The following is a 25,588-nucleotide window of genomic DNA, read 5'->3' on the forward strand; positions in this document are numbered from 1 at the left end:
ATGTATACGATTGGGGTCGACGTCGGCGGCACTTACACCGACCTGGTTGCGACGGATCAAAGCGGGCGCACCGTGTTCGCGAAATCGCCGTCCACGCCGGCCGATCAGTCGATCGGCGTGATGGCGGGACTGGAAGAGCTGGCGCGCCGCCTCGGCGTGACGCGCGCGGCGATGCTCGCCGCGACCGATCGCCTGGTGCACGGCACGACGGTTGCGACCAATGCGCTGCTCGAGCGCAAGGGCGCCAAAGTTGCGCTGCTGGCCACCGAAGGTCATCGCGACGTCGTCGAGATGCGCGAGGGGTTGAAGCCGGACCGCTACGATCTGCGCACGCCGCCGCCGGAGCCGCTGGTGCCGCGCGAGCGCCGCTTTGGCGCGCGCGAGCGGCTGAAGGCCGACGGCAGCGCTGCGGTTGCGCTCGATGCCGCCGCGCTCGGCGACGTCATCGCGGAAGTGAAACGTTCGGGTGCGAATTCCGTCGCGGTCTGCTTTCTGCATGCCTATCTCAACCCGGCGCATGAGCTTGCCGCCGTCGAGCAGCTGGCGAAGGAGCTGCCCGACGTCAGCGTGTCGCGCTCGAGCGACGTACTGCCGCAGATCAAGGAATATGAGCGTGTCTCGACCACAATCGTGAACGCCTACGTCGCGCCGACGGTGCGACGCTATCTCACCAATCTGGAGCGTAGCCTGCATGAGGCGGGCTTCAAGGGCTCGCTGTTCGTCGTGCTGTCGCATGGCGGCATGGCGCCGGTGGAGGAAGCCTCGCGGCTCGCCGCGGGCACGGTGCTGTCGGGGCCGGCCGGGGGCATCTCCGGCAGCCGCCGTTGCGCCGAGATGCTCGGGATCCCCGATCTCGTGCCGTTCGACATGGGCGGCACCTCGACCGACATCTCGCTGATCGCAGATGGCCAGGCCTCGCTGTCGGCGGATGGCATGCTCGCCGGCCAGCGCATCGCGCTGCGCAGCCTCGACATCGCCAGCATCGCCGCCGGCGGCGGCTCGATCGCGAGCGTCGACGGCGGCCGCACGCTGCGGGTCGGGCCGGAGAGCGCGGGCTCGGTGCCGGGCCCGGCCTGCTACGGCAATGGCGGCACGGCTGCCACCGTCACCGATGCCAATGTCGTGCTCGGTTATCTCGACGCCGCCGCCTTCATGGGCGGCGCGCGGCCGCTCGACCGAGCGGCGTCGGAAGCCGCGGTGGACCGGATCGCCGCAGCGCTCGAGCTGTCGCGGATCGAGGCCGCCGCCGGCATCTACAAGATGATCAATCTGAAGATGGCCGACGGCATCCGCCTGATGACCTTGCGCCGCGGCGTCGATCCGCGCAAATTCGCGCTGCTCAGCTTCGGCGGCGCCGCCGGCATGCACGCCGCCGAGGTCGCGCGCGAGCTCGAGATCAAGCGCATCATCGTGCCGACGGTCGCCTCTGTGCTTTCGGCCTGGGGCATGCTGACCAGCGATCTGCGCTACGAGGTCAGCCGCACCCATTACGGCACCGGCCGGATTTCCGCCGACGAGGTTCGCGCCTTGTTCGCCGGGCTGGAAGAGCAGGCGGCGGGGCGGCTGCGCGACTGGTTCAAGGGCGATATCGGCATCGAGCGCTCGGCCGAGATGCGCTACGGCGAGCAGGTGTTCGAGATCGACGTACCGCTCGGCGAGCTCGATCTCGGCGCCGCCGACCTGGTGGCGCAGATCGAGGAACGCTTCCATCGCCGCCACGAGGAGCTCTACACCTATGCCTCGCGCGGGCAGGAGGTGGTGTTCGTCAACGCCCGAGTTGCCGCCGTCGGCAAGGTGGCGCGCGGCAGCAGTGATGCCGGAAAGGCCAGCTCGGCTGCGCCCTGCGCGCCGCGCGGCAAGCGGCAGGCCTGGTTCGGTGCCTGGCGCGAGGTGCCGGTCTACGCGCTCGACGATCTCGGGCCGGGCCAAGCGCTGGCCGGTCCCGCGATCATTGAGGCCGAAACCACGACCGTCCTGGTCGACAGCGGCGACCGCGTCGCGGTCAACCCGCTGGGCTGGCTCGATATAATATTGCGCTGATCGTCAAGTCGGAACTGCACTCCCTCTCCCGCTTGCGGGCAGGGCTATCGCATGTGCGCTCGATCCCTCCACAGACTCGTCATGCCCGGCCTTGTGCCGGGCATCCACGTCTTGGTTTCCGCGCGAAAAAGACGTGGATGGCCGGGACAAGCCCGGCCATGACGATGTGGAAATAGCGCCGCCAAGCTTTTCGCTGCCATATGCGATTGCCCTGGGCTTGCGGGGGAGGTGAAAGAAGGCCTGCCTCCGCCATCAACATTTCATTTTTCCGGCATTGGCTTGGGCGATAAACTCCGCTCGCTCGGGAGGAGCGCCGGCCTGGTGCCGGCGCGTTTGTGGCGATGTTGATGCAAACAAAAAGACAAACTGCGCTTTCGATATCCCTCGTCCTCGCAGGCGTCCTCGCGGCGGCGCCGTTGCGCGCGCAGCTGGCGCAGACGGCGGCGGCCGGCAACGAGATCCGCATCGGCAACGTCATGCCCTATACCGGGCCGCTCGCCGCGTTCGCGACCATCGGGCGGGCGGAGGCGGCCTATTTCGACATGGTCAACGAGCATGGCGGCATCAACGGCCGCAAGGTCAGGTTCGTCTCGGTCGATGACAGCTCCAATCCGAAGATCGCGATGGAGCAGACCCGCGATCTCGTCGAGAAGCAGGATGTGCTGTTGATGTTCGGCTCGTTCGGCACGCCGAGCAACCTCGCGGTCCGGAAGTACCTCAACGAGAACAAGGTCCCGCAGCTGTTCGTCGCTTCCGGCGACGAGGCATGGGCGCATCCTGCGACCTTTCCCTGGACCATGGGCTGGCAGCCGACCTTCCGCGCCGAGGGGCGGATCTACGCCAATTACATCCAGGCCGCCTATCCCTCGCGCAAGATCGCGGTGCTCTGGCAGAACGACCAGTTCGGCCGCGACCTGTTCAAGGGATTGCAGGAGGGGCTCGGCGACACCGCCGGCATGATCGTCGCCGATCTCGCCTTCGATGCATCGGAGACCGCGATCCAGAACCAGATCGGAATTTTGAAGAACTCCGGCGCCGACATCCTGGTGTTCGACGGGGCGCCGGCGATCGCGGCGCGCGCGATCCGCGTCGCCGCGGACCTCGACTGGCATCCGGTGTTCATCCTCGACAATGCGTCGGCCTCGATCGCCAGCGCCTTGCGGCCAGCAGGCCTGCAGAATTCGCTTGGCGTGATCTCGACCTCATTCCTGAAGGATGCCGGCGATGCCTCCTGGAAGGACGATCCGCAGATCAAGGCGTGGCTCGCCTTCATGGACAAATATTATCCCGACGGTGACAAGGACGACATCTACGCCGTGTTCGGCTACGCCGCCGCGGATACGCTGATGCAGGTGCTGCGCCAGTGCGGCGACGATCTGTCGCGCGAGAACGTCATGCGGCAGGCCGCGTCGCTGAAGGACTACCAGAGCCCGATCGCGCTACCCGGGATCGTGATCAACACCGGACCGAAGGACTTCCGCCCGATCAAGCAGATGCGGCTGGTGCAGTTCGACGGCAATGCCTGGCAGCCGATCGGCGACGTGATCGACAGCGCGTTCACGGCGGTGCGCGAGGATAATTGAGGGCCGTTGAGTTGGGTCATGCGTCGTCCCGGCCTAGTGCGCAATTGCGCACGGGGGGCCGGGACTCATTACCCCAACTGCGCATTGTTTTGCTCTGCTGGGGCGATAATCCCTTACACACCAGGCAGCGGTGGTTATGGGTCCCGGCCTTCGCCGGGACGACGATGGGGTGTGGGCCGGCGCAACAAACGCCTACTTCTTCAATCCATAATTCAGCAGCCCGCCCTTGTTCTTCGGCGGGTGCGCGCGCAGGCCTTCCTCGTTCGGCTCGGTGCCCCAGCCCGGGCGATCCGGGATCACCAGATGGCCGTCGACGAATTCAGGCACGTGGGTGAACAGCTCGTGGTCCCAGGCCAGGCGATCGATGTCCGTCTCCATGATGCGCAGGTTCGGCACCGCGGCGCAGAAATGCGCGTTCATCATGGTGCAGAGGTGGCCGTAGAAATTATGCGGCGCGACGTTGACCTCGAAATGCTCGGCGGCGGCGGCGACCTTCATCGACTGCCAGACCCCGTTCCACGGCGTGTCGATGATCGCGACGTCCATCGCCTGCTCGGTGAAATAGGGCAGGAACTCGCGCAGGCCGAGCAGCGTCTCGCAGGATGAGATCGGGTGCGGGCTCTGGCGGCGGATGTAGCCGAGCGCCTGCGGGTTGAAGGTGTCGATCTCGACCCAGAACATGTCCATCTTCTCGATCGCGCGCAGGATCTTGAGATAGCCCTCGGTCTTGGCGTTGAAGTTGAGGTCGAGCAGGAGATCGACATCCGGCCCCGCGCCGTCGCGGATCGCCTCCAGGTGCATGCAGAGATTGCGCAGCACGGTGCGGTCGATATTGATCTCGGGTTGGAACGGCGAGCCGAAGCCGGGGCGCCAGCCTTGCGGCTTGCCGTCGGTATAGACGAAGATGTTGGTCTTCATCGCCGTGAATTTCTTCTCGCGCACTTCGGCCCCGATCGCCTTGACGCCGTCGAGATCAGTGATCGCCGGCTTGTACCAGTCGGGATGATTGATGCGCCAGGTCGCGCAATGCGACCAGTACACCCGCACGCGGTCGCGGATCTTGCCGCCGAGCAGGTCGTAGCAGGGCACGCCGAGCGCCTTGGCCTTGACGTCGAGCAGCGCGTTCTCGATCGCCCCGAGCGCCAGCGCCACCACGCCGCCGGCGGCAGGGCGCGTCGCGGCGAACAGCTCGACATGGATCCGCTCGTGCTCGAACGCGTTCTTGCCGACCACCCGCGCCGAAAGCCGCTCGATCGCCGCCGTCACGCCGGGCGCGCCGAAGCCCTCGTCATATTCGCTCCAGCCGACCAGCCCGTCCGTCGTCGTCACCTTGACGAAGTGATAATTCCGCCAGCCGGCATCGCAGGCGAGCGTCTCGACGCTTTTGATTGTGGTGGATTTGCTCATGGTTTCCTGCCCGGTTGTTTGTTGCTGTTGGCGGGATACCAACAACGGATCGGCGGACGCGTCAATTCGCGCCAAGGCAAGGCGACAATGCGCATTGGCAAGGCGGCACTCGCCTCTTCGTTCACCGTCACCCTGAGGAGCGCGCTCTTGCGCGCGTCTCGAAGGGCGACGGCCCGGCTCTTTCATGGATCTCGCGGGGCCGTGCATCCTTCGAGGCTCGCAAGAGCTCGCGCCTCAGGGTGACGGGACAAACATCTCGGTGTCAGGCCGGAATAGCGTCGGCCGCTGCCGTTCGAAGGTCTTGCGGCCGCGCTTGAAGCCCATCAGCACGTCGGGCAGCTCGGCGATCGCGTTGGTTCCACTGTCGGTGTCGAGCACGACGATGTCGGCGGGATTGCCGACCGTGATGCCGTAATCCTTCAGGTTCATCAGCCGCGCCGGCAGGTCGGTGACGAGATCGAGGCAGGCGTCGAACTCGCCGATCCCGGCATGCGCCGCATTGGCGTAGAGATTGGCCATCCGCAGCAGCGAAGCATCGCCGAACGGCGTGAAGGGATTTTGCACATTGTTGGTCGCGACCGAGCACAGCACGCCATCGGCGACGAGCCGGTGCGCGGCGGTCAGCCCACGCGGCGCGTTGTGGGTGGCGTCGCGGCCCATCAGATAGAGATCGGTCGCCGGCAGCACGGTGACCGCGACACCGGCCTCGGCGAGCCGAGCGCCGGCTTTCTTCAACCGATCAGGCGGCAGCGCGGAGAGTTTGGTGGCGTGCCCGATCGCGACGCGCCCATGATAGTTGCGCCGCTCGGTCTGCCGGCAGACCTCCTCCATGTGCCACCAGGAGGGATCGAGGTCGAAATCGAGATGGAGGTCGACGTCGACATCGAACTCCTGCGCGAGGTCGAAGATGCGTGCGATATGCGCGTTCGGATCGCTGTCGACATAGGGGCAGCCGCCGACCGCCTCGGCACCGTCGTTGAGCGCCGCGACCAAGAGCTCGTCGGCGCCGGGATCGTTGGTCAGGCCCTCTTGCGGAAAGGCGCAGAGCGAGAGGTCGAGCGCCCAGGCATAGTCGCGTTTCAAGGCCTTGACAGCCTCGAAGCCGCGCAGCCCGATCCTCGGGTCGATCTCGACATGCGTGCGCATCCGCGTGGTGCCCGCCGTGATTGCGCGCTCGATCACTTTTGAGCCGCGCGCATGGACATCCTCGATCGTGAAGTCGCGCTTCATCGCCGATACCGCGCGGATCGCCTCGCCGAGGCTGGCGTGATCGTGGCCGCAGCGGCCGAGCAGGCAGGCCTTGTCGAGATGGATATGGGTGTCGACGAAGCCGGGCAACGCCAGCCGGCCGTTGAGGTCGACTTCGACCGCCTCGCACACGAGGCGCGGCGCGATCGCGGCGATCCTGCCGCCGGCGATGCCGATATCGACCGCGGCGGCAGAGCTGCGCGTCACGGCATTGCGGAAGACGAGGTCGAAGGCAGGTTTCGCGATCATCGGCGAGGGAAGCATCAGGGTGGTCTGAGCCTAGCGGAACGGCCAGAATCCGGCAGCACCAGATTGTGTGCAGTTATATGGTTCGATTGTCTAAAAAATATGCATACACTTTGATGACCAGATTGTAGAGTCCTGATTATCCCCGGAGACCCGCCATGTCCGCACCCGCCAAAGCCGATGCCCGCCCGATGTCCGATGCCGAGATCGTCGAGGCCTATTTGACGGCGTCGATGATCCCCGATCCGGATGCGGCTGCGGCCTATATGAAGCCGGGCACGGTGATCACCTTCACCGGCGGGCGCAAATTCGACCATCCGCGCGGGCCGACCGGCTTCAACGCGAAGCGCTATCGCTGGGTGAAGAAGAAGATGGACCGCTTCGATGTCTGTCCCGGCACGGACGAGACCGTCGTCTATAGCGTCGGCACGCTCTACGGCGAATGGACCGACGGCACGCCGTTCGAAGGCAACCGCTATGTCGACCGCTTCGTGGTGCGGGGCGGGCAGATCGTCAAGATGGACGTCTGGAACGACAGCGCCGAGCGGATTTTGATGCAGCGGGGGATCGAGGCGTAGGAAGCGGTGCCACTTCTCCCTCGCCCCGCTCTTGCGGGGAGAGGGTCGGGGTGAGGGGCTGCATCCGCGAGTATCGGCCGCGGATAGACCTGTACCCCCTCACCCGGATCGCATCTGCGATGCGATCCGACCTCTCCCCGCAGGCGCAGGGGTGTCCGGGGAAATTCAGGCATAGCGGAGCTCCATCTGGTCAGGTGAGATGGTTGATTTCCGACGGCTGGGGTTGATGGGCGGAGGTTTGTCGATGGCAGCGAGGGATCGACGCGTGAGCAGGAGCTGGCCGACGAGTTCGGCGAACCTGAGCGGGAGCATTTTGATGCAGTTGGTGTGAGCGGCGATGCGCAGCAGCAGGTAGGCAATCATCGCAGCGAGCACCTGAAGGCGGATCGCGTTGTCGTTGGCGCCGAGGAACTTGCGAATATCGAGATGCTGCTTGATCCAGCGGAACAGCAGCTCGATTTGCCATCGGCTCTTGTAGAGGGCGGCGATCTCGACGGCGCTACGGGCAAGGTCGTTGGTCAGGAGTGTGATCTTGCCGCCTTTCTCGCGTCTGATCTTGATGCGGCGGAGCGGGATTGGAAGGCGCGAATCGCCCTTGCTGGTGAGCTTCACCTCGTCATCGGCAAGGATTTCGAAGCCATCCCCGTTACGCTTGCGGATGGCGCGATGCCTGAGCGAGCGAAGACGGATGCTCGTCTTCGCCCGGGTAACGAAGAAAGCCTTGCTATCATTGATCTTCTGCCACCAGTCGAAACGGCAATAGCCCTTGTCAAACACATAGGTGGTGGCGGGCTGGATTGGGGTCTGTCGGCCGATCTCGATGTCATTGACGTTCGCGGCCGTCATCTCGACGCAGGTCGGGACATCGCTCCTTGGGTCGTAGACGACATGCAGCTTCATGCCGCGGATGCGGCCGTTCCACGTCGCCCAACTGCAGACCTTGCCGAGCGGGATCGGACTGGCGTCGATCAGACGCACCATCTCCATGCCTTCACTCCGCAGCTGGCGACGCGCCATCGCCGACAGCGCCGCAAAGGTTTGCGCGAAAATGCCGATCGGACGGCGGGCATTGGCATCGGACAACGTCGAGCGCGACAGCTTGCCGGTTCCCAAGTGATAGTGATGCTGCGAATTGGCGTTGAAGCCAGTCACCACCCCGCGCAGACTGCTGTTGCCGCTAAGCTGGGCATAGATCAGCGCCACCAGATGATCCCAGCTCCTGAACGACTTGTCGTAGGCATCCCCGTCCAGACGATCCACAACCGTCTGAAACTGCCGTCGATTGATCGGTTCAAGCAGCCTTCCAAAAATGCTACCGCGATATCGCATGCTCGGCCCTCTGTGTCTCGACAACCAGAAAAGACCGATTTGCCTCGGTCCTGCCGAGCATGCACCGCGACACAGTGAATCATTCCCCGGACACCCCTGCCGCAGGCGGGGCGAGGTAAGAGCATCAGCGCCGCGCCGCATTCGGCAGCTTCACCACCTTTTCGCCGCTTGCCTCGTCGGCATAGGGGGCCAGAATATCCAGCAGATCGCGGCCGCGCTGCGGGCTTGGCGCGACCAGCGCACGGGTCGCCACGGAATCCAGATGGCTGTGCATCAGCCCCATCACCTTGTCGACGTCGCCTTTCGCCAGCGCGGCGATGATCGCGCGGTGCTCGTTGATCGCGCATTCCGACGAATGCGGCCGGCTGTACAGCGACAGCGTCAGGCAGCAGCGGTAGGCGACCTCGCTGACATAGCGCACCAGGATCGGGCTGTTCGTCATGTGGGCGAGCAGGATGTGGAATTCGGTGGCGAGCCGGATCGACACCGCGTCGGTGCCGTCGCGGGCGCGATCCTCGGCGTCGACATGGGCATTCAGCTCGGCGATCTGCGCCTTGGTCAGCTTGCCCGCGAGCTGCCGCACCACCAGCCGCTCGAGCTCGATGCGAATATCGAAGGCATCGCGCGCCTCCTGCCAGCTCGGCGTCGCCACCACGGCGATGCGGTTGCGGCGCAGCTCGACCAGGCCTTCGGCCGCCAATTGCCCGAGCGCATGCCGTGCGATGGTGCGGCTGACGCCGAAGCGCTCGCCGAGCGAATCCTCGGGCAGCTTGGCGCCGGGCTCCAGCGCCTGCTCGATGATCGCGCGCCGCAGCGCGCGGCAGATCACGCTGACCTTGTCTGACGATTCAGCCGTCTTGCTGCTGTCGGCGCGCCCCGCCATTGCCGCGAATCCCTCTCGAAGGTGCTTCGAACGCCTCTTTATCATACCGCCAGAGCAATCGGGCGCTCGAATTGCATGCAGTTTGAGCCGCGGATTGCCCAAAAGGAATCCGGCCTTTGAGGCGGGGAACGCGCGATCTCCTTGATTTTCAACGCGGCTGCCGCTGGCATCCGGCTTGCATGCACTTTGCTCGTGATGCGCATGCAACCAAACTCCGAATTTGCCGGCGAGCCGATGGCCGCCGGATCCGCGCCGACCGCGATCGAGCTGTCGGATGCCTCCGTCACCTTCGGCCGCGGCGCCCGCGCCGTGCCGGCACTGTCGACAACCACGCTGCGGATCGCCGACGGCGAGTTCGTCGCGCTGGTCGGCCCGTCCGGCTGCGGCAAGTCCACCATCCTGCGGCTGGTTTCCGGCCTGGCGCGGCCGTCCACCGGCGTCGTCATCGTCGGCGGCCGCGAGGTCGCGGCGCGCGCGATGCGGGTCGGCATGGCGTTCCAGAACCCGACCATGCTGCCGTGGATGACGATCGAAAAGAACATCATGCTGCCGCTGAAGATCGTCGAGCCGTTCCGCTCGCAGTTCCGCAAGCTGCGCAAGACCGAGTTCCGCGACAAGGCCAATGCGTTGCTCGAGCAGGTCGGGCTGAAGGGGTTCGGCGGCCGCTATCCGTGGCAGCTCTCCGGCGGCATGCTCCAGCGCGCCAATCTGTGCCGCGCGCTGATCCACGAGCCGCGCATGCTGCTGCTCGACGAGCCGTTCGGCGCGCTCGACCAGTTCACCCGCGAGGAGCTGTGGGGAATCCTTCAGCAGCTCTGGATGACCCACAGGCCGACCGTGCTGCTGGTCACCCATGATCTGCGCGAGGCCGGCTTCCTCGCCAGCCGTATCTGCGTGATGAGCGCGCGGCCCGGCCGCATCCTCGACGACTCCAGGGTCGACTTCGCCCGTCCGCGCACCGTGGCGATGACCTTTGAGCCCGACTTCGTCGCGCTCAACCAGAAGCTCCGCGCCTTCATCGTCGATGCGCGCAGCGCGGCGCGCGAGGGAGCCTGACCATGTCCGTGTCAGACATCAGGCAGAAGGCCTGGTCCGCCGCCCTGATCGTGCTGTTCTTCGTCGCCTGGGAATTGTTCTGCCTGATGACGGGGATGTCGGACCTCGTGTTGCCGCGGCCGTCGCAAATCTTCGTCACGCTGTTCGAGAAATTCCCGATCCTGTGGCCGCACATCGTGCAGACCCTGGTCACCACCATGATCGGCTTCGTGCTCGGCGTGGCGCTCGGCGTCGCGCTCGGTGCCGTGATCGGGGTGTCAAAAACCGCCTACGACACCTGTTATCCGCTGCTGGTCGGCTTCTCGTCGATCCCGAAGGTCGCCGTGGTGCCGATCTTCGTGCTGTGGTTCGGCTCCGGTACCGTGCCGGCGGTGTTGACCTCGCTGTCGATCTGCTTCTTCCCGATCGTCGTCAACATCGCCACCGGCCTTGCCACCACCGAGCCCGAGCTTGAGGACGTGCTGAAGGCGCTCGGCGCCAGCAAGTTCGACATCCTCTGGAACGTCGGCCTGCCGAGGACGATGCCGTTCTTCTTCGCCTCGCTGAAGGTCGCGGTCTCCTACGCCTTCGTCGGCGCGGTGCTGTCGGAAACCGTCGCCTCAAACCGCGGCATCGGCAACGTCATGATGACCGCGTCCTCCAATTTCAACGTGCCGCTGGTGTTCGCCGGGCTGTTCGTGCTCGCCGGTCTCGGCGTCGCGCTCTACGTCCTGTTCTCGCTGATCGAGGGCCAGGTCACCGGCTGGGCGACACGCAAGGACAATGTCATCGCCACTTGAGACACTTCGTCGACCGTCAAGCAATGAAGCTTAAGGAGATATCGATGCTGAGAAAAGTAAGCGCCGCGCTGTTGGGATTGGCCCTGGTCGCCGGTCCCGCGCGCGCCGAGGACACCACCATCAAGTTCACGCTGGGCTGGAAGACGCAAGGCTCGGACGCCGCGTTCTTCTACGCCAAGGACAACGGCTACTTCAAGGAAGAGGGCCTCAACGTCGTGATCGACCAGGGCGAAGGCTCCGGCGCGACCGTGACGCGCATCATGTCGGGCGCCTATGACGCCGGCTTCGGCGACGTCAATGCGATCATCCAGAACGCCGCGACCAAGCCGCAGGATGCGCCGGTCATGGTCTACATGATGTGGAACCAGCCGCCATTCGCGATCGTCGCCAAGAACTCGAGCGGCATCAAGACGATCAAGGATTTCGAGGGCCACACGCTCGGCGGCGCGCAGGGGACGCCGACCACGCGGCTGTTGCCGGTGTTCGTGCACAAGAACGGGCTCGATGGCGAGAAGATCAAGGTCTCCAACATGGCGCCGAACCTGCAGGAGCCGATGCTGATCAAGGGCGACATCGACGCCGCGCTGGTGTTCAACATCACGAGCTATTTCAACCTGGTGCTGAACCGCCAGGACCCCGACAAGGACTTCAAATGGTTCTCGTTCGGCGATTACGGGCTCGACCTCTATTCCAACGGCGTGATGGTCTCGCGCAAGCTGATCGCCTCGAACCCGAAGGCGGTGGCCGGTCTGGTGCGCGCCATCAACAAGGGCGCGATCGCGGTCGCCAAGGACCAGAACGCGGCCATGAAGGCGGCGCTGAACTATGACAATCTGATCAATGTCGATGTCGAGAAGCGCCGGCTGCAATATTCCTTCGAGAAGCTGATCGTCTCGCCGGAGATGAAGGACATCGGCATCGGCGACGTCAAGGACGACCGCATGGCGCGCGCCATCGGCTTCATCGTCGAAGGCTACCAGCTCACCCGCACGCCGGCCCCGGCCGAAGTGTTTTCGCGGGAATTCCTGCCGCCACGCGCGGAGCGGGAGCTGGTGTATACGGCGAATTAAGTTTAACTCGTCATTGCGAGCGAAGCGAAGCAATCCATTCTTCGGCACGGGAATAGATGGATTGCTTCGTCGCTCCGCTCCTCGCAATGACGGCGGAGGGACCGATGGACGTCACGGCAACCCGTCTGTTCTGCGGTTCTGACCACGACATCCGCAACGACGTCGTGCTCCGTCACGACGGCGGCGTCATCACCGATATTTCCGAAGCCGCGCGCCCGGCGACAGGCCCGCGTTCCCTCATCCTTCCCGCCTTCGTCGACGCCCACGACCACGCCCGCCCGCGCGCCTCGAGCTTCGGCGCGGTCGGCATGCCGCTGGAGAGCTGGATCCTGCGCACGGTGGTCGGCACGCCGGTCGATCCCTATCTCACCGCGGCCTCGGCGTTTGCCCGCGCGGCGCAGGCCGGCTGCGCGGCGATGATGGTGCACTACACCCGCCCGAGCGGTACCATGCCGCTCGTCGATGAAGCCAGGGCGATCGCGCGCGCCGCCGGCGATGTCGGCATCCGCATCGCCTTTGCCATCGCGGTGCGCGACCAGAACCCGATCGTCTATGGCGACAGCGAAGCGGTGCTGTCAGGTCTTCCGGCCGATGACCGCAAGACGATCGAACAGCTGTTCGTGCGGGCCCCGATGTCGCCAAAAGCGTATATCGAGCTGACCGACGCGATCGCGGCTGCGATCGGCGGGCCGAAGGTTGATGTGCAGCTTGGGCCGGCCGGGGTGCAGTGGTGCTCGAAGCCGCTGCTGGAGGCGGTCGCGGAGAACTCGGCGCGGACCGGCCGCCGCATCCACATGCATCTGCTCGAGACCACCTACCAGCGCACCTGGGCCGACCAGCATTTTCCCGGCGGCATCGTGCGCTATCTCCGCGATATCGGCTTCCTCTCGGAGCGGCTGACGCTCGCGCATTGCATCCACGCGCGGCCCGACGAGCTCAAGATGATCGCGGCGTCGGGCGCGCGCATTGTCACCAACTTCTCCTCCAACCTGCATCTGCGCTCCGGGCTGGCACCGATCGCGGCGGCGCACGGCTGCGGCTGTGCAATCGCGGTCGGCGTCGATGGCCTCGCGCTCGATGAGGATGACGACGTGCTGCGCGAGATGCGGCTGGTGCAGATGATGCACGGTGGTCTCGGCTTCAAGCGTACATGGACTGCTCAGGAATTCTTCACGCTCGCGATCCGCAACGGCCGCCGCGCCACCGGCGCGCCGGGCACCGGCGAGCTCGCGGTCGGTGCGCCGGCCGATTTCGTCAGCATCGATCTCGACCGCCTCGAGCGTGATCAGATTCTCGATGCCGATCCGCTCGATCTGCTGTTCGCACGCGGCAATGCGTCGCTGATCTCTGAGCTTGTGGTCGATGGTCGCAGCGTCGCCAAGGCCGGCCGGTGCCTCGGTGTTGATCTCCCCGCCATCGAGCAGGAACTGCGCGACATCACCCGCGCGAGCGCGGCCACATACGCGCATGTCTTGCGCGCATGGCCGCGATTGTCGAACTCAGTGCAACACTGGTTCGAAGCGCAGCTCACCTGCAATTAGCTGCACAATCTTCGCTTCGCGCTGAGCAGCAACTTCGGTCATACGCTCGCTAATTCCGTCAAGCGGAAGAAAATTCCACTTGCATCACACAGTCGGCGCGGCTTCAAGTTCACCCAACAAGAAGACTGAATCAGTCGCTGTCACCGGCTGGTCATGTGTCGCGAGGAAGCCTGATGGGCGCGTTATCGCATCTGCGGATTGTCGAGATCGGAAGTGCTGCGGCGACGAGCTATTGCGCGCGGCTGTTTGCCGATTTCGGCGCCGATGTGCAGAAGGTCGAGCCGCCGCACGGCGATCCGCTTCGCCGCACCGCGCCGCTGACGCCCAAAGGCCGGAGCGCGTGGTTTGCGTTCCTCAACTTCAACAAGTCGAGTGTCGTCCTCGACACGCGCGATGCGGGTGCGGTATCGCGCTTGCGGGAGCTGATTGCCGGCTGCGACATCCTGCTCGACGGGCGCGGCATCGCTGCGGCGGATTGTCCCGAGATCGATCTCGACGGGATCAGGCGGGACCATCCCGGCCTGATCCATCTCGACCTCGCCTGGTTCGGCGATCGCGGTCCCTACGCCAATTTCGCGGCGACGGACTCCACGATCCGCGCGCTGACCGGACTGGTGAAGCTGGTCGGTCCGGAGCAGGGGCCGCCGATGCATGCGCCGGATTTCCAGACCGGCATTCTGGGCGGGCTGTGGGGCTTCATCGCGGCCGCTTCGTCGGTGCTCGGCCGCATGCACGATGGGCGCGGGCGCGAAAACCATCTCAGCCTGTTCGAGGCCTCTATCGCCGTCACCGAATACATCATGTTCGAGGCATTCCAGCGCGGCGACATCATGCGGCGGATCGGCGTCAACCGGTTCTGGCCGACCTTTCCGGTCGGCATCTACGAGACCAAGCAGGGCTGGCTCGGCGTCACCACGGTGACCCCGGCGCAGTGGCGCGCGTTCTGCGAGATGCTCGGGTTCAACGAGCTGCGCGACGATCCGACACTGGTCATGGGGGTCGACCGGCTGCGCCATGTCGCCGAGATCGAAGCCAAGATCCTGCCGAAGCTGAAGCAGCGCACCGCGCAGGAATGGTTCGCCGAAGGGCTCAAGCGCAAGATTCCGATCGTGCCGGTGCCGGAGGTCGCGGATCTCATCGCCGATGAGGAGAAGCGTGCGCGTGGCGCCATCGTCCCGATCACCATCGGTGACGAGACCGGCTTTTCCGCCGGCACGATGCAGCGGCTGACCGCAACGCCGCCGCTGCGCGGCGGCCGGGTGCCTGATCTCGGCGAGCAGCAGGCGAGGCGCGAGGCTGCGCCGCGCGTGCCGGCGCCCAAGCCCGCTGCAACCGATCGCTTGCCGCTCGAGGGCATCCGCGTCGTCGACTTTTCGATGGGCTGGGCCGGGCCGATCTGCACCCGCACGCTCGCCGATCTCGGCGCCGACGTCATCAAGATCGAGGCGACCCAGTATCCGGACTGGTGGCGCGGCGTCGACCGCCGTCCGGCCTATGTGCTGGAGCAGATGTACGAGAAGTCGGTGCGCTACTGCATCATGAACCGCAACAAGCGCGGCATCACGCTCGATCTGACCCGGTCGAAGGGGCTTGAATTGGCCAAGCGCCTGCTCGCCGATGCCGACCTCGTGGTCGACAATTATTCGGTCGAGGTGCTGCCCAAGCTCGGCCTCGGCTACGACGTGCTCAGCAAGATCAATCCCAAGCTGGTGATGATGTCGATGTCGGCGTTCGGTGCCGGCAGCGTGCATCGCGACTGCCGCGCTTACGGCTCGACGCTGGAGCAGGGCTCCGGCCTGCCCAGTGTGGTCGGCGATCCCGATGGTCCGCCGGTCATGAGCCATACCGCGTTCGGCGACGCCGTCGGCGGGCTCAACGGCGCCGCCGCGGTGCTGACCGCGCTGATCCACGCCAAACTGACGGGACAGGGGCAGTTCATCGATCTCGCCCAGATCGAATGCATGATGCCGTTCGCCGCGCCCTGGATCGTGGCGCATTCGACCAGTTGCGAGCCGCCGACCAAATACGGCAACCGCCATCCCGATTTCGTGCCGCATGGCTGCTTTCGCTGCGCCGGAGAAGACAACTGGATCGTCGTCGCGGCGTCCGACGACGCGATGTGGCCGAAGCTCGCCCGGCTGCTCGGCCGCGAGGATTGGGCAGCGGACGCGGCACTCAAGACGGCCGCGGGCCGCCGCGCCATCGAGGCCGAGATCGAGGCTGCGATCACGGCTTGGACCGCGGCGCGCGATGCCGATGCGGCGATGACCGCGCTGCAATCTGCCGGCGTTGCCTCCGGCGTGGCGCGGCTGCCGATCGATCTCCTAGAGGATCCGCAGCTCCACGCGCGCGGCTTCATCCAGCATGTCGACCGCGCGTTCATCGGGCGACATCCGCAGCCGTCGATGCCGTTCCGGGAGAGCGATGCGCCGTTCGCGATCCGCTCGGTGCCGCCGACGCTCGGCGAGCACAACCGCGAGATCCTTGGCGGCATGCTCCGGCTCTCCGACGCCGAGCTCGATGAGCTCGCCCGCGATGGCATCATCGGCACCGAGATGCTGATGGAGGAGCAGCTGGTGAAAGAAAAGAAGCGGGCGGCGGGCTGATGGACGCAGGCCAGTCGGCACAGCGCAGGGCGGAGGGTGCGCGCGACGGCGCGCGGCCGCTATTGTCCGTGCACGGGCTCGGTATCCGCTTCAAGACCGCGCAGGGCGTCTGGCAGGCGACGCGCCGCGTCGACTTCGACATCGCGCCCGGCGAGCGCGTCGGCATCGTCGGCGAGAGCGGCTGCGGCAAGACCATCACCGGCCTGTCGATCCTGCGGCTGTTGCCGGGCAATTTTGCCGGCCTCGACGGCAAGATCCTGTTCGACGGCGTCGATCTCGCTTCCTGCAGCGCGCGGCAGATGCGCGCGATCCGGGGCAAGCGGATCGCGATGATCTTCCAGGAGCCGATGAGCGCGCTCGACCCGGTCTTCACCGTCGGCCACCAGATCGCCGAGACGCTGCGCGTCCATACGGACGTTTCCCATGAGGAGGCGCGCGCCAAAACGCTGGAGATGCTCCGCCGCGTCGGCATCGCCTCGCCCGAGCGGCGGATCGACGACTATCCGCACCAGCTGTCCGGTGGCATGCGCCAACGCGTGATGATCGCGGCGAGTTTGATCTGCGGGCCGCAGCTTCTGATCGCGGACGAGCCGACCACCGCGCTCGACGTCACCGTGCAGGCGCAGATCCTCGAGCTGCTGCGCGACATCAGCGAGACCTCGAAGACCGCGCTGATGCTGATCACCCACGATCTCGGCGTCGTCGCCGAGACCTGCACGCGGATGATCACGATGTATGCCGGCGAGGTGATCGAGGACGCCACGGTCGACGAGGCGCTAGTGCGGCCGCTGCATCCCTACACGTCCGGACTGTTGCGCTCGCTGCCGCATTTGAGCCCGCGCCACGGCCGGCTGCCGTCGATCCCGGGCCGGGTGCCGTCGATCGCGGAGATGCCGAATGGCTGCCGCTTCCGGGCCCGCTGCGCGCATGCGGCCAAAGGTTGCGAGGCCGAGCAGAAGCTGCAGGACGCCGGCGGCGGCAGAAGGGTGCGTTGCTGGCGCTTTGCCGAGCTCAATCTGCCGGGCGCGCTGCATCCGCCTGGCGCGCCGGCTGCTGCGAAGGTCGCGACGCAATGACCACAGCCGGTGCCGAGCCCCGCCGCGATGCCATCGTCTCGGTGCGCGACCTTCAGGTCCGCTTCCAGACCTCGGACCGCCGCGCCACCGTGAAGGCGGTCGACGGCGTCAATTTCGACGTCCGCCGCGGCGAGACCTTCGGCATCATCGGGGAGTCCGGATCGGGCAAGACCACGATCGGCCGCGCGCTGGTGTTCTTGCTCAATCCCAGCGCCGGCGCCATCCTGCATGACGGCATCGATCCAACGGCGCTGCCACGCCGGGAGTTTCAAAACCATCGCCGCGACTACCAGATCATCTTCCAGGACCCGAACGCCGCGCTGAATCCGCGCATGACCATTCTGGCCTCGGTGCTGGAGCCGCTGGAGCTCGCACGTGTCGGCAGCCGCGCCGAGCGTGAGGGGCAGGCGCGGGAGGCGCTGGAGCGCGTCGGCCTGCCGCAGGAGTTCGGCGCGCGCTACCCGCACCAGCTGTCCGGCGGCCAGAAGCAGCGCGTCGTGATCGCCCGCGCGCTGACGCTCAAACCAAAACTGATCGTCTGCGACGAAGTGGTGGCCGCGCTCGACATGTCGATCCGCGGCGACGTGCTCAATCTGTTTGCCGAACTGCAGCGCGACCTCGGGTTGACCTACGTCTTCATCACCCATGATCTCGCCGTGGTCTCGCATATCAGCGAGCGCGTCGCGGTGATGTATCTCGGCCAGTTCGTCGAGCTCGGGCCGACCGAGGAGGTCGCCGAGCGGCCGCTGCATCCCTACACGATCGCGCTGCTGTCGGCCGAGCCGCGGCCGCTGCCGTCCACGATGCGGCAGGAGAGCCGCATCGTCCTGCAGGGCGAGGTCCCGAGCCCGATCGATCCGCCCTCGGGCTGCCGCTTCCGCACCCGCTGCCCGCACGCGCAGCCGCTCTGCACCGAACGCGTGCCGGAGTGGCGCGAGCTGAAGCCCGATCACTGGGTGGCCTGCCATTTCGCCGACCGCCCGAATTTTTCGCCGAACTCACAACCGGAGACGACGCCATGACAATGACGACACGACGCGAGGCCATGGCGCTGATCTCGGGTGCATTGGCCAGCACCACGCTCAGCGGTCGTGCGTTTGCGGAAGGCGCGCCGAAGAAGGGCGGCACCTTGCGCATCTCGGCACCCGCCAATCCGTCGAGCCTCGATCCGGCGACCGGCGGCGCCGGCTCCGACCATGCCTTCCTGTTCACGATGTACGACACGTTAACTGAGTGGGAGTTCGACACGCTGAAGCCGAAGCCCGGCCTTGCCGAAAGCTGGAAGTTCACCGACCCCACCACGCTGGTGCTCAACATCCGCGCCGGCGTCACCTTCCATGACGGCACGCCGCTTGATGCGGAAGCCGTCAAGTTCAATCTCGAGCGCAACCGCAGCGATGCGAAGTCAAACATCAAGGCCGATCTGCTCTCGGTCGCCGCGGTCGAGGTCACCGGCCCGCAGCAGGTGACGTTGAAGCTGAAGACACCGGATACCGCGCTCCCCGGCATCCTCTCCGACCGCGCCGGCATGATGGTGTCGCCGACGGCGCTGAAGGCGGCCGAGGGCGGCGTCGTGACGCGCAAGCCGGTCGGCGCCGGCGCGTATTCGTTCGTCAGCTGGGCCGACGGCGAGAAGATCGTGGTCAAGCGCAACGAGAAATACTGGAAGCCGGAGCGGCCGCTTCCCGACGCCATCGAGATCTCGATCATTCCCGAGCTCACCACCGGCGCCCGCTCGGTCACCGCCGGGCAGAACGATCTGATCTACCAGCTGCCGCCGCGGCAGAAGGTGATCATCGAGCGCGCCTCCAGCGTCAAGGTGGTGCATGGCCCGACGCTCTACGTGCTTCAGATATTCCTCAACTGGGCCAAGCCGCCGTTCGACAATCTCAAGGTCCGCCAAGCGCTCAACTTCGCGATCGATCGCGAGTCCTTCGTCAAGGCCGCGCTCGCAGGTCTTGCGGAGCCCGCCTACATGAACCTGCCGAAGGCGCATTGGGCCTACGACGCCGAGGTCGCAAAACTCTATCCTTATGATCCCGACCGAGCGCGCAAGCTGCTCGCCGAGGCCGGCTTCAAGGAGGGTACCCCAATCGAGCTCGGCGGCTATCCGGACCAGGATTCGGTGCAGCGTCAGGAGATCCTGATCGAGCAGCTGCGCAAGGCCGGCATCGGCGTGCGCTTCGTCAACGCTCCGATCGCGGAAGCTTCCGCGGCCTTCTTCGGTGCGGAGAAGAAGGGCGCCGGGCTGCTCTCGGCGTGGACCGGGCGGCCCGACCCGAGCCTGACCTATTCGCTGATGTTCACCAAGGACGCCTATTACAATGGCGGCCGCGCGCCGGTGCCGGCCGAGCTCGAGGCTGCGATCAAGGAATCGCGCGCCTCGGAGGACATCGACACCAGGCGCAAGGCGTTCTCCACCGTGCAGCGGCTGGTGATGGAGAACGCCTTCGTCGCGCCGCTGGCGTTCCAGTTCGAGCTGGTCGCCATGAACAAGAAGGTGCAGGGCTATCGGCCGAACTTGCTCGGCAAGCCGAAATACGACGACGTCTGGCTCGGGAGTTAGGCGATGGCGCGACGGTCACCGGTCAAGGTCGTCGGCAGCCGCCTCGTGCAGGCGCTGCCGGTGATCCTGCTCGCGACCTTCATGGTGTTCGCGCTACTCAAGCTGGTGCCCGGCGACATCGCCGTGACGCTGGCGGGCGACAACGCGACCGACGCGCGGATCACCGAGATCAGGAAGATCTACGGCCTCGACCGCCCGTTCCTGGTGCAATACGGCGCCTGGCTCGGCAATGTCGCGCAAGGCGATCTCTCGCAATCGCTATTGACCGGCGAGAAGGTCGCGGACTCGATCGGGCGCGCGTTTCCGAACACGCTGCTGATCGTCGTGATCGCGCTGGCGCTGGCGCTGGTCACCGGCATCCCGATGGGCGTGATGGCCGCGATCAAGCCGAACGGCTGGATCGACAAGCTGATCAGCATGCTGGCGTCGCTCGGCGTCGCGGTGCCCGGCTTCTGGCTCGCGATGATCCTGGTGGCGGAATTCTCGCTGAAGCTGAACTGGCTGCCGGCGACCGGCGCAAAATCCTTCAGCGCCTCGCCGGTCGATGCGATCAGGCATGCGCTGCTGCCTGGCATCGCGATCGCGGCCTACGGTATGGCCGAGGTGGCGCGCCAGCTGCGCGGGGCGCTGCTGGAGGTGCTGTCATCGCAATATGTCCGCACGCTGCATGCCAAGGGGCTGTCGATGTCCCGCATCCTCTGGCAGCACGGCCTGAAGAATGTCGGCGTCAATCTGCTCACCATCATCAGCCTTTTGGTCAACCGCATGCTGGCGGCGACCGTGGTGATCGAGGCGGTGTTCGCCATTCCCGGCCTGGGCAGCCTGATCGTGCGCGGCGCGATCCAGCGCGATTTCCCGATCGTGCAAGGCGTCGTCTTCACCATGGTGGTGGTTGTGATCGCGGTGAACCTGATCACCGATTTGCTCTGCGCCGCGGTCGATCCGAGGATCGAGCAATGACCGAGGTGGCGCTTGCACCCCTGAAGGCACCGGCGCGGCCGACGCGACTGCGGCGCTTTGCGCGCTGGCTCGCCGGCGACCTCCGCGCCGCGCTGTCGATCCTGGTGCTCGTGGTGCTCGTCGTCGTCGCAATCGGCGCGCCCTGGATCGCGCCCTATGCGCCGACCGCGCAGGACGTCAACAACATGCTGGCGCCGCCGGGGCCGGCCCATCTGCTCGGCACCGACGACCTCGGCCGCGACATCTTCTCCCGCTTGATCTACGGCGCGCCGGCCACCGTCTATGCTAGCCTGCTTGCGGTCGGCGTCGCGGTCCTGATCGGGCTGCCGGTCGGCCTGATCGCCGGCTATTTCGGCGGCTGGATCGACGACATCATCAGCCGCATCATCGACACCTTCCTGTCGTTCCCCGCCATCGTGCTGGCGATCGCCGTCACCGGCGCGCTCGGCATCGGGCTGACCAACGGCATGATCGCGGTCGGCATCACGATGTTTCCGGCGCTGGCGCGCATCGTCCGCGCCCGCACGCTGATCGTGCGGCAGGAGCTCTATGTCGATGCCTGCAGAGGCTTCGGCGCGCCGACATGGCATGTGCTGTGGCGGCACGTGCTGCCGAACACGCTGCAGCCGGTCATCGTGCAAGTGACGCTCTTGCTCGCCGCTGCCCTCTTGGCCGAAGCCAGCCTGTCGTTCCTCGGCCTCGGCATCCAGCCGCCGGACCCGAGCTGGGGCGCGATGCTGGCGCGCGCCTATCAATACATGGAAATCGCCCCGGAGCAGATGTATGCGCCGGGTCTTGCCATTCTCGTCGTCTCCCTGGCGTTCAATGCGCTCGGGGAATCCTTGCGTGTCGTGCTCGATCCGACCATGAAGGATCGCTAGTGCAAATGTGTACGGGATGCCGCGCGCTCATCACCTCGCCCCGCTTGCAGGGAGAGGTCGAAGCCGAAGCGAAGCGTAGGCTTCGGGTGAGGGGGAGTCTCCGCAGGCGAGCTCGCGGAGAGTCCCCCTCACCCGAAATTCGCGCTGCGCGCAAATTTCGACCTCTCCCCGCAAGCGGGGCGAGGTGAGCAAACTTACGGAACCGATCATGTCCTTCAAGAAATTGCTGATTGCCAACCGCGGTGAGATCGCGATCCGGATTGCCCGCGCCGCTGCCGACAGCGGCATCGCGACCGTCGCGATCTATCCCGCCGACGATGCCGCCTCGCTGCATGTCCGATCCGCCGACGAGGCGCGCGAGATCCCCGGCCGCGGCGCGCGGGCCTATCTCGACATTGAGGCGGTGGTTGCGGCGGCCAAGGCCGCGGGCTGCCACGCGTTGCATCCAGGCTACGGCTTCCTCAGCGAGAACACCCAATTGGCGCGGCGCTGTGCCGAGGAGAAGATCACCTTCGTCGGCCCGTCGCCAGAGGCGCTCGATCTGTTCGGCGACAAGGCCAAGGCAAAGGCGCTAGCGAAAAAATGCAGCGTCCCGATCATTGCCGGCACATCAGGCGCGACCAGTCTCGACGAGGCAAAGGCGTTCTTCGCCGCGCTCGGCGCCGGCGCCGCCGTGATGATCAAGGCGATCGCCGGCGGCGGTGGGCGCGGCATGCGGGTGGTCGAGGATGCCGCCAAGCTCGACGAGGCCTATGCGCGCTGCCAGTCGGAGGCCAAGGCGGCGTTCGGCAACGATGCGGTTTATGTCGAACGGCTGATCCGCAAGGCGCGCCATATCGAGGTGCAGATCATCGGCGACCGTCACGGCGTCATCAGCCATCTCTGGGAGCGCGAATGCACCATCCAGCGCCGCAACCAGAAGCTCATCGAGGTGGCGCCGAGCCCGTCGCTGAGCGAGGGAATGCGCGCGCGCATCATCGAGGCGGCGAAGCAGCTTGCCACGGCTGCGCGCTACGACAACCTCGGCACCTTCGAATTCCTGGTCGATGACGAAGCCGGCGAAGGTGAGGGTGCCTTCGCCTTCATCGAGGCCAATCCGCGACTGCAGGTCGAGCACACCGTCACCGAGGAGGTGCTCGGCGTCGACCTCGTGCGCGCGCAGCTCGCGGTCGCCGCCGGCGCCACGCTCGCTTCGCTTGGGCTGGCGCAGGCCACCGTGCCGCTGCCGCGCGGCTATGCGATGCAGCTTCGCGTCAACATGGAGGTGATGGACGAGAAGGGCATCACAAAGCCAACCGGCGGCACGCTCAGTGTGTTCGACCTGCCGTCCGGCCCCGGCGTTCGCGTCGATACGTTCGGCTATTCCGGTTACCGGACCTCTGCCGCGTTCGACTCGCTGCTGGCAAAAGTCATCGTGCATTCGCCGAGCCCAAAGTGGACCGACGTGGTGCACAAGGCATCGCGCGCCTTGCGCGAATTCCGGATCGGCGGCGTCGCCACCAACATCCCGTTCCTCGGCGCCATTCTGGCGCACCAGAGCTTTGGCCGGAACAAGATCAGCACCAACTTCATCGATACCCATGTTGCGGCGCTGGTCGGCGCGGCGCAGGATCTCGCCGCACCCTTGATCGAAGTGAGCGAGGCGGCTGCGACCAAGGCCGTTGCTGCCGAAGCAGCGCCCGAGGGATCGCTCCCGGTGCCGGCGCCGCTGCAGGGCACGATCGTGGCGATCGAGGTCGCGGAGGGCGATCTGGTTCGGCCCGGCCAGCAGATCGCGGTGCTGGAATCGATGAAGATGGAGCATCTGGTCACGGCGCCGCATGGCGGCCGGGTGACCAGGATCGCGGGCGGCATCGGCGTCACCCTGATGCATGGCGAGCCGATCCTGTTCTTCGAGCCTGCCGAGGTCGACGGCCATCACGCGGCGGAGGAGGCCGCGATCGATCTCGATCACATCCGGCCTGATCTCGCCGAGCTGATCGCGCGCAAGGCGATCACACTGGACGAGAACCGCCCGGCCTCGGTCGAGCGCCGCCGGAAGACCAACCAGCGCACCGCGCGCGAGAACATCGCGCAGCTGGTCGATGAGGGCTCGTTCGTCGAATACGGGTCGCTCGCGATCGCGGCGCAGCGCCGCCGCCGCAAGGTCGAAGATCTCATCAAGAACACGCCGGCCGACGGCCTGATATCAGGCGTCGCCACCGTCAACGCCAAGGATTTCGGCGCCGACGGCGCGCGCTGCATGGTGATCTCGTACGACTACACCGTGCTCGCCGGCACCCAGGGCCATATGAACCACAAGAAGATCGACCGCATGCTCGGCCTCGCCGAGCAGTGGCGCATGCCGCTGGTGTTCTACGCCGAGGGCGGCGGCGGTCGTCCCGGCGATACCGACCGGCTCGGCATGACCGGCCTCGACGGCCCGTCCTTCGTGCAGTTCGCAAAACTCTCCGGACTGGTGCCCGTGGTCGGCGTGGTCTCCGGCTATTGCTTCGCCGGCAATGCCGCGATGCTCGGCGTCTGCGATGTCATCATCGCCACCAAAAATGCGTCGATCGGCATGGGCGGTCCGGCGATGATCGAGGGCGGCGGGCTCGGCGTCTACCATCCGGCCGAGGTCGGCCCGGTCTCGTTCCAGTCGCCGAACGGCGTGATCGACATCCTGGTCGAGGACGAGGCCGAGGCGACCACGGTGGCACAGAAATATCTGTCCTACTTCCAGGGCGCGGTGCAGGACTGGAAGGCGCCGGACCAGCGGCTGCTGCGCCGTGCGATCCCGGAAAATCGCCTGCGGGTCTACGACATCCGCAACGTGATCGACCTGATCGCCGACGAAGGCTCGGTGCTGGAGATCCGGCGCGATTTCGGCGTCGGCATGATCACCGCCTTCATCCGCATCGAGGGCAAGCCGTTCGGCCTGATCGCCAACAATCCAAAGCATCTCGGCGGGGCGATCGACGCACCTGCCGGCGACAAGGCCGCGCGCTTCATGCAGCTGTGCGACGCCTTCGACATTCCGATCGTCTCGCTCTGCGACACGCCGGGCTTCATGGTCGGCCCCGAGGCAGAGAAGACCGCGATCGTGCGCCACGTCGCGCGGATGTTCGTCACCGGCGCGAGCATCACGGTGCCGCTGTTCGGCATCGTGCTGCGCAAGGGCTATGGCCTCGGCGCACAGTCGATGATCGGCGGCGGCTTCCACGCCTCGTTCTTCACGGTGGCGTGGCCGACCGGCGAGTTCGGCGGCATGGGTCTCGAAGGCTATGTCCGCCTCGGCTTCCGCAAGGAGATGGAGGCGATCGAGGACCCGGTCGAGCGCGAGAAGTATTTCCAGACCAAGGTCGCCGAGCTCTACGCCAACGGCAAGGCGGTCTCGATCGCCTCGGTGCTCGAGATCGACGAGGTGATCGATCCCGCCGACACAAGGCACTGGATCATGGCCGGCCTGCGCTCGGTGCCGAAAGCTGAGCCGCGGACCCACCGCAAGCGGCCGTGCATCGATGCGTGGTAGGGTGGCGTAGGGCGAGTTAGATCGTGCATCAAACTCGGTGTCGTCCCGGCGAAGGCCCATAGGCGCTAAGATAGTTTGATCATAGTCTGATAGTGGCGCTTATGTCTGGGTGGCTCGCGTAGATGTCGCCGGAGAGCGTGACTGGCTCTGCAGAGTAGAGCGATTGCGGGCTGTGGAATGATCGCTTGCCGTAGCGAAGCGACGAGCTGGCGCAGCAGACGCCACGTC

18 protein-coding genes are annotated in these 25,588 nt (G+C 66.0%); 14 read left to right on the plus strand and 4 right to left on the minus strand.

Going from position 1 to position 25,588, the window contains the following annotated elements; translation table 11 throughout:
* Together ACVMB1_RS04275 and ACVMB1_RS04280 are read left to right on the plus strand one after the other, a co-directional pair.
* A complete protein-coding gene (locus ACVMB1_RS04275) occupies positions 1 to 2,040 on the plus strand; it encodes a hydantoinase/oxoprolinase family protein (RefSeq protein WP_057015147.1) in 2,040 nt (679 codons plus the stop codon).
* 347 nt (positions 2,041 to 2,387) lie between these two features.
* Complete coding sequence (locus ACVMB1_RS04280) at positions 2,388 to 3,623, plus strand: ABC transporter substrate-binding protein (protein WP_076824323.1); 1,236 nt, start codon at positions 2,388 to 2,390, stop codon at positions 3,621 to 3,623.
* A gap of 192 nt (positions 3,624 to 3,815) precedes the next feature.
* Here ACVMB1_RS04280 and ACVMB1_RS04285 read toward each other — a convergent pair whose 3' ends face one another.
* Together ACVMB1_RS04285 and ACVMB1_RS04290 are read right to left on the minus strand one after the other, a co-directional pair.
* Positions 3,816 to 5,030 (minus strand): mandelate racemase/muconate lactonizing enzyme family protein, encoded by a 1,215-nt coding sequence (locus ACVMB1_RS04285; protein ID WP_076824326.1) that lies wholly within the window; start codon positions 5,028 to 5,030, stop codon positions 3,816 to 3,818.
* Positions 5,031 to 5,264: 234 nt separating this feature from the next.
* A complete protein-coding gene (locus ACVMB1_RS04290; RefSeq protein WP_076824331.1) occupies positions 5,265 to 6,527 on the minus strand; it encodes an amidohydrolase family protein in 1,263 nt (420 codons plus the stop codon).
* 155 nt (positions 6,528 to 6,682) lie between these two features.
* Here ACVMB1_RS04290 and ACVMB1_RS04295 point away from each other — a divergent pair, with 155 nt between their 5' ends.
* A complete protein-coding gene (locus ACVMB1_RS04295) occupies positions 6,683 to 7,102 on the plus strand; it encodes a nuclear transport factor 2-like protein (RefSeq protein ID WP_076824328.1) in 420 nt (139 codons plus the stop codon).
* Between the two features lie 165 nt (positions 7,103 to 7,267).
* Here ACVMB1_RS04295 and ACVMB1_RS04300 read toward each other — a convergent pair whose 3' ends face one another.
* Both ACVMB1_RS04300 and ACVMB1_RS04305 read right to left on the minus strand, forming a co-directional pair.
* Positions 7,268 to 8,431 (minus strand): IS4 family transposase, encoded by a 1,164-nt coding sequence (locus ACVMB1_RS04300; RefSeq protein ID WP_057015126.1) that lies wholly within the window; start codon positions 8,429 to 8,431, stop codon positions 7,268 to 7,270.
* A gap of 124 nt (positions 8,432 to 8,555) precedes the next feature.
* Positions 8,556 to 9,314: a GntR family transcriptional regulator gene (locus tag ACVMB1_RS04305; protein WP_076824333.1), complete on the minus strand. Its 759-nt coding sequence runs from the start codon at positions 9,312 to 9,314 to the stop codon at positions 8,556 to 8,558.
* A gap of 201 nt (positions 9,315 to 9,515) precedes the next feature.
* On the opposite strand from ACVMB1_RS04305, the gene ACVMB1_RS04310 reads away from it, so the two are divergent.
* The 11 genes from ACVMB1_RS04310 to ACVMB1_RS04360 all read left to right on the plus strand — a co-directional run bounded on the left by ACVMB1_RS04310 (position 9,516) and on the right by ACVMB1_RS04360 (position 25,360).
* Positions 9,516 to 10,370 (plus strand): ABC transporter ATP-binding protein, encoded by an 855-nt coding sequence (locus tag ACVMB1_RS04310; RefSeq protein WP_076824349.1) that lies wholly within the window; start codon positions 9,516 to 9,518, stop codon positions 10,368 to 10,370.
* A 2-nt stretch (positions 10,371 to 10,372) separates the two neighbouring features.
* Positions 10,373 to 11,149 (plus strand): ABC transporter permease, encoded by a 777-nt coding sequence (locus ACVMB1_RS04315; protein ID WP_050425957.1) that lies wholly within the window; start codon positions 10,373 to 10,375, stop codon positions 11,147 to 11,149.
* Positions 11,150 to 11,193: 44 nt separating this feature from the next.
* Positions 11,194 to 12,219 (plus strand): ABC transporter substrate-binding protein, encoded by a 1,026-nt coding sequence (locus tag ACVMB1_RS04320; RefSeq protein WP_076824351.1) that lies wholly within the window; start codon positions 11,194 to 11,196, stop codon positions 12,217 to 12,219.
* Between the two features lie 104 nt (positions 12,220 to 12,323).
* The gene (locus ACVMB1_RS04325) at positions 12,324 to 13,760 is read left to right on the plus strand and encodes an amidohydrolase family protein (protein WP_456814101.1); all 1,437 of its coding nucleotides are present in this window, start codon (positions 12,324 to 12,326) and stop codon (positions 13,758 to 13,760) included.
* 173 nt (positions 13,761 to 13,933) lie between these two features.
* Entirely contained in the window at positions 13,934 to 16,366 is a 2,433-nt protein-coding gene (locus tag ACVMB1_RS04330) for a CaiB/BaiF CoA transferase family protein (protein WP_076824334.1), read from the plus strand.
* Positions 16,366 to 17,442 (plus strand): ABC transporter ATP-binding protein, encoded by a 1,077-nt coding sequence (locus tag ACVMB1_RS04335; RefSeq protein ID WP_141341351.1) that lies wholly within the window; start codon positions 16,366 to 16,368, stop codon positions 17,440 to 17,442. The genes ACVMB1_RS04330 and ACVMB1_RS04335 overlap by 1 nt, the downstream gene beginning before the upstream one ends.
* Positions 17,439 to 18,464 (plus strand): ABC transporter ATP-binding protein, encoded by a 1,026-nt coding sequence (locus ACVMB1_RS04340; protein ID WP_076824339.1) that lies wholly within the window; start codon positions 17,439 to 17,441, stop codon positions 18,462 to 18,464. The genes ACVMB1_RS04335 and ACVMB1_RS04340 overlap by 4 nt, the downstream gene beginning before the upstream one ends.
* Positions 18,461 to 20,008: an ABC transporter substrate-binding protein gene (locus ACVMB1_RS04345; RefSeq protein WP_141341353.1), complete on the plus strand. Its 1,548-nt coding sequence runs from the start codon at positions 18,461 to 18,463 to the stop codon at positions 20,006 to 20,008. The genes ACVMB1_RS04340 and ACVMB1_RS04345 overlap by 4 nt, the downstream gene beginning before the upstream one ends.
* A gap of 3 nt (positions 20,009 to 20,011) precedes the next feature.
* The gene (locus ACVMB1_RS04350; protein WP_057015154.1) at positions 20,012 to 20,968 is read left to right on the plus strand and encodes an ABC transporter permease; all 957 of its coding nucleotides are present in this window, start codon (positions 20,012 to 20,014) and stop codon (positions 20,966 to 20,968) included.
* A complete protein-coding gene (locus ACVMB1_RS04355; RefSeq protein WP_076824344.1) occupies positions 20,965 to 21,849 on the plus strand; it encodes an ABC transporter permease in 885 nt (294 codons plus the stop codon). Before ACVMB1_RS04350 ends, ACVMB1_RS04355 begins: the two co-directional genes overlap by 4 nt.
* Positions 21,850 to 22,057: 208 nt before the next feature.
* Positions 22,058 to 25,360, plus strand: coding sequence for a carboxyl transferase domain-containing protein (locus ACVMB1_RS04360; protein ID WP_076824346.1), 3,303 nt, complete (start codon positions 22,058 to 22,060; stop codon positions 25,358 to 25,360).
* The last annotated feature ends 228 nt before the right edge of the window (positions 25,361 to 25,588 follow it).

It is taken from the genome of Bradyrhizobium sp. USDA 4504 (assembly GCF_054063995.1).

Bases quoted from the DNA above. Each gene is read 5' to 3' on its own strand.
- ACVMB1_RS04280 (WP_076824323.1), top strand. From the start codon at position 2,388: ATGCAAACAAAAAGACAAACTGCGCTTTCGATATCCCTCGTCCTCGCA.
- ACVMB1_RS04320 (WP_076824351.1), top strand. From the start codon at position 11,194: ATGCTGAGAAAAGTAAGCGCCGCGCTGTTGGGATTGGCCCTGGTCGCC.
- ACVMB1_RS04340 (WP_076824339.1), top strand. From the start codon at position 17,439: ATGACCACAGCCGGTGCCGAGCCCCGCCGCGATGCCATCGTCTCGGTG.
- ACVMB1_RS04290 (WP_076824331.1), bottom strand. From the start codon at position 6,527: ATGATCGCGAAACCTGCCTTCGACCTCGTCTTCCGCAATGCCGTGACG.
- ACVMB1_RS04350 (WP_057015154.1), top strand. From the start codon at position 20,012: ATGGCGCGACGGTCACCGGTCAAGGTCGTCGGCAGCCGCCTCGTGCAG.
- ACVMB1_RS04345 (WP_141341353.1), top strand. From the start codon at position 18,461: ATGACAATGACGACACGACGCGAGGCCATGGCGCTGATCTCGGGTGCA.
- ACVMB1_RS04360 (WP_076824346.1), top strand. From the start codon at position 22,058: ATGTCCTTCAAGAAATTGCTGATTGCCAACCGCGGTGAGATCGCGATC.
- ACVMB1_RS04285 (WP_076824326.1), bottom strand. From the start codon at position 5,030: ATGAGCAAATCCACCACAATCAAAAGCGTCGAGACGCTCGCCTGCGAT.
- ACVMB1_RS04330 (WP_076824334.1), top strand. From the start codon at position 13,934: ATGGGCGCGTTATCGCATCTGCGGATTGTCGAGATCGGAAGTGCTGCG.
- ACVMB1_RS04295 (WP_076824328.1), top strand. From the start codon at position 6,683: ATGTCCGCACCCGCCAAAGCCGATGCCCGCCCGATGTCCGATGCCGAG.
- ACVMB1_RS04355 (WP_076824344.1), top strand. From the start codon at position 20,965: ATGACCGAGGTGGCGCTTGCACCCCTGAAGGCACCGGCGCGGCCGACG.
- ACVMB1_RS04300 (WP_057015126.1), bottom strand. From the start codon at position 8,431: ATGCGATATCGCGGTAGCATTTTTGGAAGGCTGCTTGAACCGATCAAT.
- ACVMB1_RS04315 (WP_050425957.1), top strand. From the start codon at position 10,373: ATGTCCGTGTCAGACATCAGGCAGAAGGCCTGGTCCGCCGCCCTGATC.
- ACVMB1_RS04335 (WP_141341351.1), top strand. From the start codon at position 16,366: ATGGACGCAGGCCAGTCGGCACAGCGCAGGGCGGAGGGTGCGCGCGAC.
- ACVMB1_RS04305 (WP_076824333.1), bottom strand. From the start codon at position 9,314: ATGGCGGGGCGCGCCGACAGCAGCAAGACGGCTGAATCGTCAGACAAG.
- ACVMB1_RS04310 (WP_076824349.1), top strand. From the start codon at position 9,516: ATGCAACCAAACTCCGAATTTGCCGGCGAGCCGATGGCCGCCGGATCC.
- ACVMB1_RS04275 (WP_057015147.1), top strand. From the start codon at position 1: ATGTATACGATTGGGGTCGACGTCGGCGGCACTTACACCGACCTGGTT.
- ACVMB1_RS04325 (WP_456814101.1), top strand. From the start codon at position 12,324: ATGGACGTCACGGCAACCCGTCTGTTCTGCGGTTCTGACCACGACATC.